The 17,024-nt window shown below is 71.2% G+C and carries 14 protein-coding genes; 3 read left to right on the plus strand and 11 right to left on the minus strand.

Going from position 1 to position 17,024, the window contains the following annotated elements; translation table 11 throughout:
* Positions 1-5: 5 nt before the first annotated feature.
* The 7 genes from C8250_RS38620 to C8250_RS38650 form a co-directional block, all read right to left on the minus strand.
* Positions 6-797 (minus strand): hypothetical protein, encoded by a 792-nt coding sequence (locus C8250_RS38620; RefSeq protein ID WP_239069565.1) that lies wholly within the window; start codon positions 795-797, stop codon positions 6-8.
* Positions 787-1,569 carry a hypothetical protein gene (locus C8250_RS44585; protein ID WP_138354413.1) on the minus strand — a complete coding sequence of 261 codons (783 nt, stop codon included), beginning with the start codon at positions 1,567-1,569 and terminating at the stop codon, positions 787-789. The genes C8250_RS38620 and C8250_RS44585 overlap by 11 nt, the downstream gene beginning before the upstream one ends.
* A gap of 34 nt (positions 1,570-1,603) precedes the next feature.
* Positions 1,604-2,059: a hypothetical protein gene (locus tag C8250_RS38630; protein WP_244809647.1), complete on the minus strand. Its 456-nt coding sequence runs from the start codon at positions 2,057-2,059 to the stop codon at positions 1,604-1,606.
* Entirely contained in the window at positions 2,046-3,047 is a 1,002-nt protein-coding gene (locus C8250_RS38635) for a serine/threonine-protein kinase (RefSeq protein WP_187145154.1), read from the minus strand. The genes C8250_RS38630 and C8250_RS38635 overlap by 14 nt, the downstream gene beginning before the upstream one ends.
* A gap of 376 nt (positions 3,048-3,423) precedes the next feature.
* Complete coding sequence (locus C8250_RS38640; protein ID WP_138354414.1) at positions 3,424-3,657, minus strand: hypothetical protein; 234 nt, start codon at positions 3,655-3,657, stop codon at positions 3,424-3,426.
* A 511-nt stretch (positions 3,658-4,168) separates the two neighbouring features.
* Positions 4,169-4,846 (minus strand): response regulator transcription factor, encoded by a 678-nt coding sequence (locus C8250_RS38645; protein ID WP_138354415.1) that lies wholly within the window; start codon positions 4,844-4,846, stop codon positions 4,169-4,171.
* Positions 4,847-4,862: 16 nt separating this feature from the next.
* Positions 4,863-6,194 carry a histidine kinase gene (locus tag C8250_RS38650; RefSeq protein ID WP_138354416.1) on the minus strand — a complete coding sequence of 444 codons (1,332 nt, stop codon included), beginning with the start codon at positions 6,192-6,194 and terminating at the stop codon, positions 4,863-4,865.
* Positions 6,195-6,435: 241 nt separating this feature from the next.
* On the opposite strand from C8250_RS38650, the gene C8250_RS38655 reads away from it, so the two are divergent.
* The 3 genes from C8250_RS38655 to C8250_RS38665 all read left to right on the plus strand — a co-directional run bounded on the left by C8250_RS38655 (position 6,436) and on the right by C8250_RS38665 (position 10,364).
* On the plus strand, positions 6,436-7,134 hold the full coding sequence (locus C8250_RS38655; RefSeq protein ID WP_138354417.1) for an ABC transporter ATP-binding protein: 699 nt from the start codon (positions 6,436-6,438) through the stop codon (positions 7,132-7,134).
* A complete protein-coding gene (locus C8250_RS38660) occupies positions 7,131-9,527 on the plus strand; it encodes an ABC transporter permease (protein ID WP_138354418.1) in 2,397 nt (798 codons plus the stop codon). The genes C8250_RS38655 and C8250_RS38660 overlap by 4 nt, the downstream gene beginning before the upstream one ends.
* Positions 9,528-9,671: 144 nt before the next feature.
* Positions 9,672-10,364 (plus strand): ribonuclease H, encoded by a 693-nt coding sequence (locus C8250_RS38665; RefSeq protein WP_138354419.1) that lies wholly within the window; start codon positions 9,672-9,674, stop codon positions 10,362-10,364.
* Positions 10,365-10,387: 23 nt separating this feature from the next.
* Here the strand turns inward: C8250_RS38665 and C8250_RS38670 are convergent, their stop codons facing one another.
* The 4 genes from C8250_RS38670 to C8250_RS38685 form a co-directional block, all read right to left on the minus strand.
* Positions 10,388-11,638 carry a VWA-like domain-containing protein gene (locus C8250_RS38670; protein ID WP_138354420.1) on the minus strand — a complete coding sequence of 417 codons (1,251 nt, stop codon included), beginning with the start codon at positions 11,636-11,638 and terminating at the stop codon, positions 10,388-10,390.
* Entirely contained in the window at positions 11,635-12,897 is a 1,263-nt protein-coding gene (locus C8250_RS38675; protein ID WP_138354421.1) for a MoxR family ATPase, read from the minus strand. The genes C8250_RS38670 and C8250_RS38675 overlap by 4 nt, the downstream gene beginning before the upstream one ends.
* A 62-nt stretch (positions 12,898-12,959) precedes the next feature.
* Positions 12,960-14,432: a hypothetical protein gene (locus C8250_RS38680; RefSeq protein ID WP_138354422.1), complete on the minus strand. Its 1,473-nt coding sequence runs from the start codon at positions 14,430-14,432 to the stop codon at positions 12,960-12,962.
* Positions 14,433-14,640: 208 nt separating this feature from the next.
* Complete coding sequence (locus C8250_RS38685) at positions 14,641-16,995, minus strand: chitobiase/beta-hexosaminidase C-terminal domain-containing protein (RefSeq protein ID WP_232485112.1); 2,355 nt, start codon at positions 16,993-16,995, stop codon at positions 14,641-14,643.
* Positions 16,996-17,024 lie beyond the last annotated feature (29 nt).

Below are 17,024 nucleotides of genomic sequence, written 5' to 3' on the forward strand. Positions count from 1 at the left end.
CCGGATCAGGATTCCCAGGCGGGCCGCTGGGTCTTGAACTGACTGAAGATCTTCTCGAAGACCTCGTCCCCCGCGCCCCTCTGCTCGGCGTTGGCGCTGGCCGACATCATCTGCAGCAGCTCGCGGAACGGGAATCCGTGCAGCCGGGCGTTGAACGTCGGGGCGAAGGCCCGCAGGACCTCCTCACCCCGGTCGGTGATACCGCCGACGCCGATGGCGTAGAGCCGGAACCGCCGCGCCCGCTGCTCCTCGGTGAGCACCGGGACGACGCGCCGCCAGGCATCGGTGGGGTGCCCGGTCGCGTCCGTCGGCAGGCCGTCGGTGACCAGACAGATCTGCGGACGGTAGAACTGCAGGCCGAGCTGGCGCAGTTCGGCCTTGCGGGCAGCGACGATCTGCATCGACAGCTCCAGCGCCTCGGCCATCAACGTGACCCCGGCCGCCTTCAGTTGCGGCGGCTGGAACAGGTGTGCGGGGACGAACGGACTGACCGGGCTGTTGTACGGCAGCAGATTGGGGCCCTGCCAGGCACTCACCCCGGCGTCGCCGAAGGTCAGGACGGCGACCTCGACGCTGTAGCTGAGGCTGACGTCGTCGTGCAGTTCCCGGGTCCAGTCACGCAGCGCCTCGTTGAGGGAGGCGATGGGCGCGCCGAGCATCGAGTGCGAGGTGTCCAGACACAGGACGAGCGGGAGGCGCTGCGCGTTGTTCTCGATCTCGATGTCCGCGTACTGGTACGGCAGGGTGCTGGCCTGCTGGTTCACGCGCACGGTCATGGGGTGGGTGTTATCGCGCATGGTCTCTCCGTCGGGTGTCGGCCGGGAAGGCGAGCAGGACGTGCGGGTCGTGGGAATCGTCATGGGGGTCGGGGCGTGCCACGTCGACGGGCTCGCCCGTCCCCGGCGCGGATTCCGCGGGCTCCGACCAGACCGCGCGGAACAGACACTCGTCGATCTCGACGTAGCCCTGCGGATGGAGGTCGGTGGCGACCGTGGCGCGACGCAGGTTTCCCGGCCGCGGTGCCCGGCGGGCTCCCGGCAGGTGCGTGGGCACGGTGGGGGCGCGGGATGCCATCGGATCGGCCTCGTGGCGGGATGCCGGGGCGTCGTGGTGTGCCGGGGCGTGGGCGGAGTGGCGGCCGGTGCCCGAACGGCGGACGGCCACCGCGAGCAGGGCGAGGAGCACCCCCAGGAGGGCGGTGATGGAGCCGATGAGCAGCCAGTTGGTGTGCTCGCCGGCCGGTGTCTTCTCGCCCGGGCAGGGGCTTGTCGAGCTGGATCCCGGTTTGGTGGTGGCCGGTTTGCCGGTCGTCGGTTTGCCGCCGGGCGGCTGCTTGGCGGGCGTCGTCGTCCTGGGCGCGGTCCCGCCCGCGGACGGCGTCACACAGGTCGGTGACGTGGCCGGGCAGTGCGCCTTCGGGTCGGCGGGCTTCGCCGGGGCCGTCGTGCAGGGCGCCGGTGGGTCGGCGGGTGCCGCTGCCGCCGGCACGGCGGCCGTGAGGCCGAGCAGCAGCACCGCTGTGAGGATCATGGCGATCGGACGACCGCGCTGCGCCGTGTCGGATGGCACGAGAGGCTCCCCAGCTCCTTCTACTCGCGGATTTCTACAGTTCGAAGACGCGGTGGCACCGGGTGAACATCTGGCGTGCGTGCTCGGTCCATTTGGTGGCGAGTACACCGAACTGCTGATGGTTCATCCGGCAGGTGAGGGGAAGGGTGCAGACGCCGGCGAGGCACGGGCCCGGCCCTCGTACGTCCCAGACCGAGAGCATGGGGATCAGCTGCTCGGTGTTCCAGGCATTGGACGCCGCGGCGGCCAGAGCCAGTTGGTCGGGCTTGAGGATGTGACCGTCCGTCATGAAGGCCACCAGCAGATCCCTGGTCGCCATGAAGCGCACGGTCACCGGGTGGTCCGAGCCCGCCAGGTCGAACTCCAGCGAGATCGCGGCATCGTCCTCGGTCGACCGGTAGTGGCTCCGGTCCGCCCAGGCACGCACCAACCTCCGCCAGCTGGACCCGAGCTCCATCTCGCCGGTGGGCGCGGACTCAGAATCCGCCACGGCCCACCGCCTCTGCCACCATGCGGTCGGTCAGCCCGGCATCGAGGAGGGTCTGCGCGTGGAGCAGCAGGCAGGACGGTACGGACGTCACCGATCCCCGGCTGTGGTTACGCGCGTTGAGGTCGTCGGTGCGTACCCGGATGCCCTCGGCGACGGCGGGCGGCGGCCACGAGGGGACGGGTGCCGGTTCGGGATCGGGCTCCGGCGCGTCCGGTGCCGTTTCGCGGGGGAGGACCTCGTCCAGCAGCGCGGCTAGGTCCGGCCGGTCCTGCGGGGACTTGGCCAGGCAACGTTCCAGCAGGGGGCGGAGCCCCTCAGGGACACCGTCCAGCGCCGGCCGCTCATGGATGATCCGGTACATCACGCCGACGCCCGAGCCGAACGGCGCGACCCCGGTCGCGGCGAAGGCCAGCACCGCCCCGAGGGAGAAGACGTCGCTTGCCTGCTTCGCCACCTCGCCCCTGAACTGCTCCGGGGACATGAACGGCGGTGTACCCATCACCGTTCCCACCTGGGTGATCGTGTTCGCGGCGGCGCCGAACAGCGAGATCCCGAAGTCGATGACCCGGGGGCCGTCCTCGGCCAGCAGGACGTTGGCAGGCTTGAGGTCGCGGTGCACGACGCCCGCGGCATGGATCGCCTGCAACGCCTCGACCAGCCCGGCAGCCATCACCCGCACCGCCGACTCGGCCAGCGGCCCGTCCGCCCGTACCGCCTCGGCGAGTGACGGACCGGGGACGTACAGCGTGGCCAGCCACGGCGGATCGCCTTGGGTGTCGGCGTCGACGACGGCCGCGGTGAAGGCACCGCTGACCGCTCGTGCCGCCTCGACCTCCCGGGCGAAGCGGAGCCGGAATTCCGCGTCGGCGGCGAACTCGGGACGCACCACCTTCACGGCCAGCGCCCGGCCGCTCGCAGACCTGCCGAGGTACACCCACCCCATACCGCCCGAGGCGAGCCGACCGACAATGCGGTAAGGCCCCACCATTAGCGGATCACTTATCGGAGTCCGCACTCCGCCCCCTGTTCACGGCTTCCGTCCCCGGCTCGCCACAGGCAGTCCGCGCCCCGCCGTCGTGGTTGCTCAGAGTGTCCCGCAAAACGCATCAGGAAGTTATGGGAACCGTCGGATATTCTCGGGATCTCGCCGTGTTCGGACCGGCATTGGCGCCTGCCCGCCGATACGGGCCGTTCCAGCTCCGTCGGTCGAACACCTGACTCGGTCCCAGGCGCAACACCGGACCCGACCGCCCCCGTGGGACGCGCAGGTCGCAACCGGGCCCGGTTCGAGCCTCATCCGGCAGCGTGCGTGGCGCCGGCCGGGAGGATCGGTCCCGGCCGGCGTTTCGCGTGGTCTCGCGTGATCAGTGGTCCTTGGTGAGGAATGCGCCGACGAACCGGCGGATCAGTTCGGCGGCGATCAGGGCCGGCAGGGTCGGTGCCGGGAAGGCGATGTCGAGGTGGATGCGGGGTGCCAGCTCGGCGCCGAGGATGGCGACGGCGAGCAGCAGGACGAGTGCTCCTCGCAGCCGGAATCCGCGGTGGGGCTGGTGGTGGTGTTCGCAGGTGGGTTGGTCAGTGTGCCTGTGTATGGGCACTCGGCGGGTACCTCCCTGGCTCGTTGCCACTCGTCGGCCCTGAATACATCGGACGGAGGGTTGCAGCCTTCCGCCCGTAGGGCTTCTCAGAAGAATGGGGCGCCGGGGAAAGGGCCGTCCACCGGATATCGCGAATTGACGCTGATCCCCGGGCGAGGAGGGGGGTGTTTCGGCCATTCATTGCCGCGGTTCGTAGATCGAATCGTCAACAGGGCTGGTCGCAGGGGGTGATGGGCATTCGTGTCGCATATCGGCCGACCTGCTCGACCGCGGCATCCATGGGGTTAAGGGCTTGCGCGAAGCAAAATGATCTGCTGACATTGTTGATGAGACCGCGCTGAATCCGGGTCCACCGGATCAAAGCCTTGTGCGGCACCCGAGTCGGTGCCGAAGGCCGATAGCGGTCGTTTTCATGGCTGACCCCGGCCGTTGCCACTCGTCAACAGGGGAACTGCCGGGCTCCGTTGCAGCGGAGGCCGGCCGCGCCGTCATCACTCCGCAGGACGCAACCTCATGGGGTTGCCGCGCCCGGGGAGATCAGGCCGGTCTCGTAGGCGAGGACGACGGCCTGGACCCGGTCGCGCAGCCCGAGTTTCGACAGGATGCGCGCGACATGTGTCTTGACCGTGGTCGCGCTGAGGGTCAGCCGCTCGGCGAGCTCGGCGTTGCTCAGGCCGGTGGCGAGCAGGCGCAGCACTTCGAGCTCGCGTGGTGTGAGCCCTGACAGGTCGCGGTGGACGGCGGACCTGACCTCGTCGCGGTGGGCGAAACGCTCGATCAGCCGGCGGGTGATCGTCGGTGCGAGCAGCGCGTCGCCGGACTGCACCAGGCGTACCGAGGCCACCAGATGCTCGGGAGACACGTCCTTGAGCAGGAAGCCGCTGGCGCCCGCGGTGAGCGCGGCGTAGACGTAGTGGTCGAGGTCGTACGTGGTCAGGATGAGGATGCGGGTGCCGGCCGCGCCGTCGCCCAGGATCTGCCGGGTGGCTTCGAGGCCGTCCATCTGCGGCATCCGGATGTCCATCAGCACGACGTCGGGCCGGGTGCGCCGGACGGCCGCGATCGCTTCGGCGCCGTTGGCCGCCTCGGCCACCACCTCGATGCCGTCGGCGGCGAGGATCATCCGGAACCCGGTGCGCACCAGTGCCTGGTCGTCGGCGATGACGGTACGCAGGGGCTGCTGGCTCATAGGGCTCTCCACGCGCTCATACGGCTCTCCACGGGACTCGGGCCTCGATCTTGTATCCGCCGCCGATTCTGCGCCCTGCCACAAGCGTTCCGCCATAGACCGCGAGCCGCTCCCGCAGACCGATCAGCCCGCGCCCGTTGCCGCCCTGCGCGTACGTCCCCTGCGTGCCGCCGGTGTCGGTGACCTCGATCTCCAGCCACGCGTCGTCGTGGCCTATGGTGACGGACGCCGTCGAGCCGGCGGCGTGCTTCATGGTGTTGGTCAGCGCCTCCTGGACGACGCGGTAGGCGGTCAGATCGACGCCGGGTGGCAGCGGCTCCGGCGGGGGAGACAGGGCGACGGTCACCGGCAGCCCGGCGGCGCGGACACGTCGGACGAGGTCGTCCAACTGGTCGAGTCCCGGTTGGGGTTCGAGCGCGTCGCCGGTGCTTTCCGAGTGTCCGGTGCCCGAGGCCGCGATGAGGCCCATGACATGGCGCAGTTCACTCATCGCGGCCCGGCCGCTCGCCTCGACCGCGAGCAGGGCCTCCTTCGACTGCTCGGGCGCCGTGTCCATGACCTTGCGCGCCGCCCCGGCCTGGATCACCATCACGCTGACGTTGTGGGTCACCACATCGTGCAGTTCGCGGGCGATCCGGGAGCGCTCCTCGTCGATGGCCTCGCGCATCGCCTTCTCCTGTGCCACCTGCAGTTCGGCGAACCGCAGCTGGGTGGCTCTGAGCCGCAGCTGCCAGTAACGGACCACGCTCGCGATCAGCGCGACGACCAGCAGGACGAAGAGCCGGCCCGACCAGAACGGCAGTGCGGGGTCGGTGGTCCGGTCGAAGGTGGCGGCGAGCACCGCCGCGAGCGCGAAACTGCCCATCGTGGACGTCAGGTTGCGGCTGTGGACGAGGGCACTGCAGGCGGCGATGAGGCACACCACGAGGGTGAACCTGGTCGTGTAGTCAGGACCGGCCAGCGTCGCGCACATCACCACCCAGAAGACGGCGAGCGGAAACCGCCGGCGCGCCGCCAGCGGCAGCGCTGTCAGCGCCCCGAGGACGTAGGCCTGTATCGCCGGGTGGAACTCGGTGCCCGGCACGGGAGCACCGGGTGGGAAGGGCGGCCGTTCGGGCGGGAGGGGCCGGCCGGGCATGGAGCAGGGGTCCAGCGCCGGATCGGGCCCTGCCGGCCAGCCGGCGTCGAAGTGCAGCCTGGACACCGCGAACAGCACCAGCGCCGTGAGGGCCAGCGCGAGCGCGGCATCGGTGACGACAGCCCGCCTCGACAACCGGGGAGCCTGGCCGTCCGGGCGCAGCGCGTCGCGCACCTGCCGGCGCCATCCCTGTCGTTCATCCGTTTCCACCAGCACATTGTCGGCGCCGCCCGCCCTGGGCACATCGGCCTCAGCGATCAGGGCTCCGGCCGTGCGGAGTACTTCGCAAGGATGACGCCGCGGCCGGGTCCTCCTCGTGGGCGACCCGATGTCGGTGCACCGGCCGACGCGCCTCCGCAGCGGGCGCACCTAGCTTCGGTCCTGCCAGCGGGCCGCCCGGGGGAGTCCCCCCGAGGACGCGGCCGTTGCGACCGGAAGGACCGACACCCCCATGGGGAACGTGATCGAACTGCGTGGCGCCGTCAAACGCTACGACAACGCGGACGGGCCCGCGCTCGGCCCGCTGACGCTCACCGTCGAAGAGGGTGAGGCCGTCGCCGTCACCGGGCCGTCGGGCAGCGGCAAGTCCACGCTGCTGAACCTGGTGGCCGGGCTGGACAAGCCGACGGAGGGCACCGTGACCGTCGGCGGCACACGGATAGACAACCTCGGGGAGGGCGGGCTGGCGCGCTTCCGCCGCGAGCGCATCGGGATCGTGTTCCAGTTCTTCAATCTGCTGGACGACCTCACCGTCCTGGACAACATCGTGCTGCCGGCCCAACTGGCGGGTACGGCCCGGGGCAAGGCGGCGACCCGCGCGCACGAACTGCTGGAGACCCTCGGCATCGACCAGCACGCCCGGGCCTACCCGGGCCGGCTGTCCGGAGGCGAACGCCAGCGCGTCGCGGTCGCGCGGGCGCTGATCAACCGCCCGGCGCTGCTGCTCGCCGACGAACCGACGGGTGCGCTGGACATGGCGTCCGGGCGCGACGTCCGTGAACTGCTGATCGATCTGCACCGGGGCGGGCAGACCATCGTGCTGGTCACCCACGACCTCGATCTCGCCGAATCGTGCGCGGGCCGGACCGTCCATCTGGTCGACGGGCATGTCGCCCTCGACCGGAACAGCGGCGCGGGGGCCGTCCGATGAGCGCACTGGGCAAGGTGGTGCGCGCCGGCGTCGGACGGCGCCGGGTCCAGACCCTGGTGATGATGCTGACCACGATGATGGCGGTCACCGCGTCGGTACTGGCCGGCGGGCTGCTCGTAGCGTCGCAGGCGCCGTTCGACCATGCCTTCGCCCGCCAGAACGGCGCACACCTGACCGCGCAGTTCGACGCGGCGAAGGCCACCGCAGCACAGGTCACGGCCACCGCGCACGTCGCCGGCGTGACGGCCGCCGGCGGCCCGTATCCCGTCCTCTCGCTGCGCCCGCACATCGGCGAGAACGGTTCCGGGATGCCGCCGGGCGGCCGGACGCCGGAGCTGACGTTCGTCGGTCGTGCGGACGCCGGCGGGGCGGTCGACGACCTCGACCTCGTCGACGGCAGATGGGCGACCGGGCTGGGGGAGACCGTGCTGCGCACCCTCGACTCGCCGTTCGGCGTGGGCGACCGGATGACCTTCCCCGAGCTGCCGGGCAGTCCGACGCTGACCGTGGTCGGGCTGGCCACCTCGGTGGGCGACAGCGCCGAGGCGTGGGTGTCCCCGGCGCAGCTCACGCAGCTGACCGCACTCGGAGCCCGGCCCGAATACCAGATGCTCTACCGCTTCACGAAGGCCGCCACGGACGCCCAGATCAGCGCCGATCGTGCCGCGGTCGCCGCCGCGGTGCCACCGGGATCGATGACCGCGGCGGCGTCGTACCTGACGATCAAACTGGCCGCGGACAGGACGTCGGCGACGTTCGTGCCGTTCGTCGTCGCCTTCGGTGTGCTCGGTCTGTTCATGTCGGTCCTGATCATCGGGATCGTGGTCAGCGGCGCGGTCGGCGCCGCCACCCGGCGGATCGGCATCCTGAAGTCCCTGGGCTTCACTCCGGGCCAGGTCGTGCGTGCCTATATCGGCCAGGCACTGATCCCCACGACGGTCGGTGCCGCGCTCGGCGTCGTCCTCGGCAATCTGCTGGCGATCCCGGTCATGAGCATCGAGGGCAGCGCCTACGGCACCGGGACCATGACGGTTGCCCCGTGGATCGACATCGCCGTGCCCGCCGTCGCCCTCGCCGCGGTCGTCGCCACCGCGCTGGCCCCCGCCCTGCGTGCCGGGCGGCTGCGTACGGTCGAGGCGATCGCCGTCGGCCGGGCCCCGCGGGCCGGGCGCGGGCGGGTGGTCCGGCAGCTGCTCGGCCGGCTGCCGCTGCCGCGTCCGGTGAGCCTGGGCCTGGCCAACCCCTTCGCCCGTCCCGGGCGGTCGGGCACGATGGCCGCGGCCGTGATCTTCGGAACGGTCGGAGTCACTTTCGGCGTCGGGCTCGCCCTGTCGCTCAACGGCATCGAGAGCGGCCTCAACCAGCGAACGGCCGACGACGTCCTCGTCCGGACCATGGGTGCGCCCCCCGACGACGCCGGAGGGGACGTGGGACCGAACAGGGCCGGGAACGGGCCTCCGGCCCTGGCCGATCCCGCCGCGATCGCCGCGAAGATCGGCGCGCAATCGGGGACCCGGCGATATTTCAGCACCGGTGAGACCAAGGTCGGCGTCGCGGGGCTCGCCGGCCGGACGACCGTGATCTCGTACCAGGGCGCCTCGTCCTGGGGCTCGTACCGGATGATCTCCGGATCCTGGTTCGACGGCCGCGGCCAGGCGGTCGTCCCGTCCGGCTTCCTCAACGCCACCGGGACCCACGTCGGGGACACCATCACCCTGAGCAACAAGGGCCGCAACGCCCCGGTACGAATCGTCGGCGAGGCCCTCGACCTGCGGGACGAAGGGATGAGCATCCTGACCGACAACGCGTCCCTGGCCGGACTCGGCGCCGTCGTCGCCCCGGAGTCGGTCGAGTTCCACATCGACCTCGCGCCGGGTACCGACCCGCAGGGCTATCTGCGATCGCTCAACACCGCCCTGAAGCCGCTGGGCATCACCGCCGTACGCAACTCCACACAGACGAGCAGCACGGTGATCGCCATGGACACGCTGGCCGCGATGCTCACCCTGATGCTGGTCGCGGTGGCGGGCTTGGGCGTACTGAACACGGTCGTCCTCGACACCCGCGAACGCGTCCATGACTTCGGGGTGTTCAAGGCGCTCGGCATGTCGCCGAGGCAGACGATCACGATGGTCATCACCTCGGTCGCCGGGATCGGACTCGTCGCCGGTGTGGCCGGGGTCCCGATCGGCATCGCGCTGCACGACTACGTGCTGCCGGTGATGGGTGACGCCGCCGGTACGAGGTTCCCGGCGCAGGACCTCGCGGTCTACCACCTTCCCGTGCTGGTCCCGCTCCTCCTGGGCGGACTGGTCATCGCGACCGCGGGCGCACTTCTCCCCGCCGGATGGGCGGCCGGGACCCGCACCGCGACGGCGCTGCGCACCGAGTAGCCGGCTACGGGCGGGAGGATCCGGAACGCCGTGTCGTCCCTCCGGGACGGGCCGGGTCGGCGGGGCCCTGGCGGGGAGGGCCCCGGCCGGCCGGCCGTATGCGCCGTGCTCAGCGGGTGGCGGAACACCTGACATCATCAGGGGATGGAACGCGTTATTGGAGCATGTGACGGAGCCGCCAAGGGGAACCCGGGCCCGGCGGCGTGGGCCTTCGTGGTCGCGGACGCCCAGGGACGGCCGCAGCGCTGGCAGGCGGGGCCGCTGGGACACTCGACGAACAACGTCGGTGAGCTGACGGCACTGGAGCAGCTGCTGACCGCGACGGATCCGGCCGTGCCCCTGGAGGTCCGGCTGGACTCCACCTATACCCGTGACGCCGCAACCAAGTGGCTGGTCGCCTGGAAGAAGAACGGCTGGAAGACGGCCGCCGGGAAGCCGGTGGCGAACCGGGAGATCATTCAGCGCATCGACGCCCTGCTGGCCGGCCGCGACGTCGAATTCGTGTACGTTCCCGCGCACCAGGTGAACGGTGATCCGCTCAACGCGATCGCCGACAAAGCCGCCAGCGACGCCGCGATCAGCCAGCAGCCGAGCAGCGGAACCGGCGCCGAACTCCCCGTGCCGGATGCCGTGACCCAGGCCCCGGACGGCGCTCGCTCCGGTCGCAAGGCCGCCGCGTCGAAGCCGCGGACCGGCAAGGCCTCGTCCGGCACGATCGAGGCGAGGTACCCCGGACGGTGCCACTGCTCCGGCTCCTACGCCAAGGGCGAGTTGATCGCCAAGGTGGCGGGCGGCTGGGGTCACGCCGCCTGCGCGGAGGCGGCGGGCAGAAGCTGAGCGCGGCGGGGCTCACCGGGACGTCACGCGGACCCGATGTTCACCACGCGTGCCCAGTCGGGCGGAGAGCCCGGTACATAGTCGGGATCGTCCTGCCGGGCCCAGGACCGGGCTGAACGCTGCCGGGGGAACAGACCCACTACCGTCCGGCACGGCGGCCGTGAGCTCGGCCAGGGTGTCTGCCCGTCGGTCAGGACCACGATGACGTCCGGCCGGGACTGCGCCCGGAGCGCCTTGGCGAAGCCCGAGCGCAGATCCGTCCCCCCGCCGCCCATCAGCGGGATTCCCTCGCCCTGGCAGAGCGGGTGCACGATGCGGGCCGCCGCGTCGCACGGCACCACGGTGATCAGGTCACGACGGCCGCCCACGGCACGGGAGATGGCGGCGACCTCGAGGAGCGCGCTGCCCAGCTCGGCGTCACTGACCGAACCGGACGTGTCGATGACCACGGAGACCCGGGGCGGTCTGCACCGGAGGCTCGGCAGCACGGTGCCGGGCACCCCGGCCGAGCGCCGCGACGGCCGGCCGTAGCTGTAGTCCTCGCCCGCGCCGGAACTGGAGGCGGCCGAGCGGACCGCCGCGCCCAGCAACTCCCGCCACGGCTGCGGCGGGTGGAACACCTCCTCCGCCCACCGTTTCCACCCCTTCGGGGCGTTCCCCGGACGGCCGTTGATGCCCTCCGCCACCCGGAACCGGACCGCGTCCCGCTCCTGCTCGCTGAGTCCGTGCGCGCCGTCCGGTCCCAGGTCCCACTCCCGGTCCAGCTCGTCGGCGCCACTGCCGCAGTCCAGCCAGGCCGCGGCCAGGGTGAGCGGCCCGAGGCTGAACCGGGGCAGATAGTCCTCCATGAGCTTGCCTTCCGGCAGCCCCAAGGAGACCGGTTCGACAGCACCTTCGGGCCGGACCAGTCCGTCACCGAACGCGTCGTCGTTGATCTCGCAGTCCGCGGCGATGTTCATCCGCAGCCGTTCCCCCGGGCCGGTGAGTCCCTGTTCCCGCGCGACCCGGTCGCTGCGCCCGTGGTGGTCGCGCAGGAGGTGCGAGACCTCGTGCACCCATACCCCTGCCAGCTCCTCCACCGGCGTCCGGTCCACGAATCCCGGCGAGACGTAGCACCGCCAGTGCCGGTCGACGGCCATGGTCGGTACCCGTTGCGACTCGACGGGGTGCAGGGCGAACAGGGCGGTCGCCAGGTACGGCCGGGCCCGGGCGGCGTGCAGCCGGGCCGTGAAGAGCTTGTCGAGGTCCAGGGTCCCCGCTGTGTCCGGGATCATCGGCTTGCCTTCGTGGTGACCGAGGCCCGGGCCGCCGCCTGGTCCGCCCGCCGGGACATGGTCACCGCTCCGGCGAGCCCCTCGATCGACGCCGGAACGTCCCAGTCCGCGCGGCGCAGCGACGCGAGGGTGGTCGCGGGGACGACCACCAGGTCCGGGGCCCCGGTCTCCACCGCCCGGGCCAGGAGCTCCCATGCCGCGTTCCAGCGGGACTTCTCGGGACGCTTGCGGACCGCGTCCACCACACCGTCGAGCACGGCCTGACGCAGATCCCCCCGCTCGGGCAGCACGGCACTCGCGGGGTCGGCGAGCAGCGTCTCGGGGTCCGGGAGGTCCATCCGGTCCAGGCTCGCCAGCAGCTCCAGCCCCGGACCGTCTCCCACGGTGCCTCTGACCAGCAGGGAGAGCACCTCCCGGGAGGAGCCGGCCGCGGTCGCGAAGGCGATGAGGCACAGCGTCATCTCCCAGCTCCGGGGAGACGGCCAGGCACCGCCGCGGCGCGTCTCACTGCTGGGCAGCCGGTGCACGAGCGCGGGGCGGACGGACAGCAGCCCGCACACCGCGCGACGGGCGAAGTCCACCGCCACCGGCAGCCTGTCCGGGTCGAGCAGCGGCAGGGTCGCCCGGGGCCAGGTCCCGCCCAGGCCGCGCACCACGACCTCGTGGTCGTGCGTCCACTGAAGGTGGACGAAACGGTTGGCCAGCGGCGGGCTCAGCTCCCAGCCGTCGGCGGCCGAGGAGCGCGGGTTGGCGGCGGCCACGATCCGGACCCCGGGAGGCAGTTGCAGGGAGCCGATCCGCCGTTCCAGCACCAGGCGGAGCAGCGCGGCCTGGACGGCCGGCGGCGCGGTGGACAGTTCGTCCAGGAACAGCAGCCCCCGACCGGCCCGTACCAGCCGCACGGCCCAGTCCGGCGGGGCCATCGGGACCCCCTGCTCCGCGGGATCGTCTCCGATGACCGGCAGGCCGGAGAAGTCCGACGGCTCGTGCACGCTGGCGATCACCGTGGTCAGTGGCAGGTCCAGAGCCGCGGCGAGCTGCGTGAGAGCCGCGGTCTTGCCGATACCCGGCTCGCCCCACAGGAGGACGGGCAGGTCGGCGGCGACAGCAAGGGTCAGGGCCTCCAGTTGGTTGTCGGGGCGCGGTTCGGTCGTCGCGTTGCGCAGCAACGTCAGCAGGTCGCCGGCGACATCGAGTTGGGGGGCGCGAACCGGGTCGGAAAGGGTGTCGGGGGCAGCGAACGGAGTGCATGTGGGCATGTTTGATCACCTTTGGGTTCGTGAGGGGTCGAGCGGGGGGCAGGGGAGGGCGATCCCCGAGGTCAGCGGAGCGTCATGTGGCGCGGGTGGGAGCGGCTGTCGCGGGGACGCAGACGATCCGGGGAATTCGGGGGGATGCGGCCGGGTCCGGGGCCGATCAACCCCGACCGGTACAGCCCGTAGGTGATCCGCCGCTGCGCCGCCGTCTCCAGTTCGTCGCGCAGCGCACCGGCGCGTAGCAGCGCGTCGGGGCCCAACAGGCCCTCGACGACGGCCAGCGCACCGGCGGTGTCGCCGTGGTCCAGGCGTTCGCGGACTCCGGTGAGGCAGTCAGGACGGCGGTGCGCCGCATCGATGGCCTGCAGACAGGGAAGCGGAGTGCCGGTCAGAGCGACCAGCAGTTCCTCCCGCCGGATCTCTGCCGGGTCGTGGTCCAGTGGGGCCAGTACCCCGTCGACCAGGGCGATCCGGTGCTGAGCTCCCCGGCACTGCACGAGGCGCGGCTGTCCTGGCCGGTGCGGAGACGGGGACGGACCGGCCGGCGCATGATCCGGTACCAGCGCCGAGGCGACCAGCGGATGCAGCCGGTCGACGTCGATCGAACCGGTGCGGATCAGTTCCAGGTCGGGTGGCACCCAGGCCGCCGCGTCGGGCAGGACCGGCAGCGCGGGATCCCCGCCATCCATGGTCGCCGCCGCGATCCGCAGCGTGGGTGGCCCGCCTCCGTCCCTGTCGGCGACGAGGTCCAGGACCAGCCGATGCCGGGCCCCGAACCGCACGGCGACGGGACCGGTCGGCCGCCGCTCGGCGTGGAGCAGGATGCCGGCCTCGGCAGCCCACCGGTCAACAGCGCAGTGGCGCCCCGGTGGTACTACCGACAGCAGCTCGGTCCCCAGGAGCTGAGTTCCCGGCTGCTCAACGCCGGTCAACTCCGCGTCCATCACGGCGGGTTCGGGCGCGGGGTGGCCGTCGGCGGTCCACCGATCGGCCCCGGACCGGATCCACAGTTCACCGGTCCTGCGCGCGTCCCACAGGTGGCGGTGCAGATCGAGGCGGAACCGCCGGTTGGGATGGGGATGCGGATGGCGGGCGGTGCCGGCCTCGGAGTGGGTTCCGTCCCACAGCGCGAGGCTGATCCGCTGACCCGCGTCCGCCCAGGCCGGCGGAGTCCGGGCCACGAGGTGCAGCGGCCTTGCGCCGTCACGCCCCGCGTCGTCGTACCGAGCCAGGGCCATGGTCAGGCCCGGGCGCAGCAGCCCGTTGGGAGCGATGCGCGGCATGTGCCAGCGCAGCAGGTCGGGCACCAGATGGCGGAGGTCGGCCCGGAGTTGGGACGCGATGGCGTGGCCGTACGTACGTGCCACGGAACGCAGACGGAGATCGACGTCGATGCCTGCGGCAGCGCAGGCCCCTGCCCAGTCCCCGGCACGGCGGCGGGCGGTCGCAGTCTCGATCATGGACGGCGGCACGGCGAACTCACGCACGCGCAGCCAGAAGGAAAGGCGGGAATCCCTGTTCGCGGTCTCAGTGAGCATCAGCACTCACCTTGCGCGGACGGGTCCCCCAATCTGTGAACAGAGTGAGTCATCATCGCGGTGATCGTAGCGCTCCTGACGACGATCTGCCAGCTCCTTCCGGTCCGGGCCGACGCGCGGTCGGCTGATGTGACAGCGGCCCCGGCGCCCCTCGCGCATCCGCGAGGGGCCCCGAGGCCGGCGTTCACGTCAGGTCACCGCCACCGGGTCATGGGTAGGCGACCACGTTGCTGGGAGTGGTGTTCGAGGCGGTCAACGCCCCTGTGTCGTTGATGACATGGGTGATGGTGCCCACGCCGCCGAGCGACACGGTCAGCGCGTCATGGAACCGGACGCCCGGGGTGTTGGGAACCTCGAAGGCGTGGTAGCTGTTCACCGCCGGATTGACGTTGAAGTAGCAGTAGCTGCCGAGTCCCCACGCCTCGTGCGTGGTGACACCCGCACCCACCTTGTACGCGGCGTACCCGTTGACTCCCGCCGCGCTCATCCACGCGCCCTGGTTCGGCACGTCGTACGGCATCTCGTTCTGGAAGAAGATCGTCTTGCCGTTCTGGCCGTTCCAGATGACCTCGTGCTTCTGGTAGTGCTCGACGAACAGTCCGGTCGCCAGGACGCTGCCACCGTTGACGATCACGCCGGTGTCCGCCGTGTTGGTCGTCCAGCCGATGGTGCCGGCGTTGCCGTGGTCGGCCCGCCAGGCCCAGATGTGGTCGATGATCGTGTTGTTGCTGTTGACGATCAGGCTGGTCGTGGCCTTGCCGGCGATCTGGCCGCCGATCCGGAAGAACACGTCCTGGATGGTCGTCGGGTTGCCCGCGTGGTTGGCGGACGATCCGGCCGGCCCGACGGTCAGCAGCGCCGCCGAGTTGGTGGTGCCGGCGTCGATCAGCAGGCCCTTGAGCCGGACACCGTCCACGTCGGCGACCTGGATCGCGTCGACGCCGTTGTCCGGAACGAAGGTCGGGTAGCCGATGCCGAGGACGACGGTGTTGGCACGGTTGATGTTGAGCGTCTGGTTCAGGTGGTAGACGCCCGGGGTGACGAACAGGTTGCAGCCCTGCGAGAGCGCGTTGTTGATGGTCGCGGCGGTGTCGCCCGCCTTGACCACGTAGAACTGGCTCATCGGCTGCGAGGTGCCGGGAGTGCTGCCGTTCGCCCAGCTCGCGCCGGAGGCGTTGGTCCGCAGCGACGGGAGGAACACCCGGTACTTGCCGGTGCCGTCGACGTACAGGTACGGCACGTCACGGGAGACGGGGGTGGTGGCCAGCGTCGTCTCGGGCGGGTTGGGGAAGGTGTTCGCCGGAGCGCCGGTGGTGCCGGAGAAGACCATGTTCCACACGCCGCCGGCCCAGCTGCCCAGGTTGCTGTCCCGGGTGTACCACTGCTGCTGCGAGATGGACGCGGCCTGGCCGCTGACCTTGGTGTCGGCGACATAGCCGCCGCTCGCCCAGCCGTAGCTGGCCGGGTAGAGCTGCAGATCGCCGTGGACGTCGATGCGGCGGAACGGGGCGGCCTGGGCGACGGCCCAGCGGTTGCCGCCGACCGGGTTGATCGCCAGGTTCTCGGCCGAACGCCAGAAGTTCTGCGTCGCGTTGCCCGCGTCGGAGGCGTTGAAGGCGTCCACGGTGACGTGACCGTTGATCGTCACGTCGTCCGGGTTCTGCCCGAGACCGGCCACCGAGGTGTAGAAGCCGACGTTGTCGTTGACGGCGTACGTGCCCGGCTTGAAGAGCTGTGCCACGCGGTTCGAGCTGAACTGCGCGGTGTTGGTGTCCTTCATCTGGGCGAACTGCGCGTCGAGCTGCGCCTGGATGGTGGCGCTGGACATGCTCGGGTCGTAGATGTGGACGTTCGGGCCGAAGTTCGGCGTGTCCGACTGCGTGGGGCAGCCGGCCGATGCGCCGATCGTGTAGGTCGCGCTGGCCACGGCCGAGTCGGTGAGGCCGGACTTGACGGCGATGGCCTTGACGGTGGTGGTGGCCGTGACACTGATCGGCGCGCTGTACAGCGTGGACGCGGCGGTTGGGGTGGAGCCGTCACGGGTGTAGTGGATGCTCGCGCCGGCGGTCGCGTCCGCGACCGTCACGCTCTGGGCCGACGTGTAGCTGCCGCCCGCCGGATTGAAGGTCGGTGTGGCCACCGAGCCGGTGCCGCCACCGCCCTGGGTGTACGTGAAGTGGGGCGTGTCGTACTGCGGCCCGCTCTTCTCGTAGGTGAACCAGTACTCCAGGACCGACCCGTTGGTGAGTGAGCTCACGGTCTGGGTCCAGGTGCCCGCGCTGTTGGCCATACGGACGTTCTGCTGGCCGGCGCTGTTGACGAGGTAGTGCACATCGACGTAGAGCGCGGCCGTGGTGGGTGTGAAGGAGATCTGCGCCTGCGTCGCGTTCAGTTGCGTGACGCTCTGGGTGTAGTCGGCCGCGGCAGCCGAGGCGGGACCGGCGAGCTGGCTGAGGCCGAGCAGCCCGGTCAGCACGAGCACGAGCGCACTCAGGAAAGCGACGCTGCGCTGGTGGAGACGTGGTGGCGGACGCATGCGGCCGGGAAGGGCGGTGCTGCGCATGGGTGGGGGGTCCTTTCGCCTGGTTTCGT

The organism is Streptomyces sp. So13.3 (genome assembly GCF_005860785.2).
In the GTDB taxonomy this organism is placed as follows: domain Bacteria; phylum Actinomycetota; class Actinomycetes; order Streptomycetales; family Streptomycetaceae; genus Actinacidiphila; species Actinacidiphila fildesensis.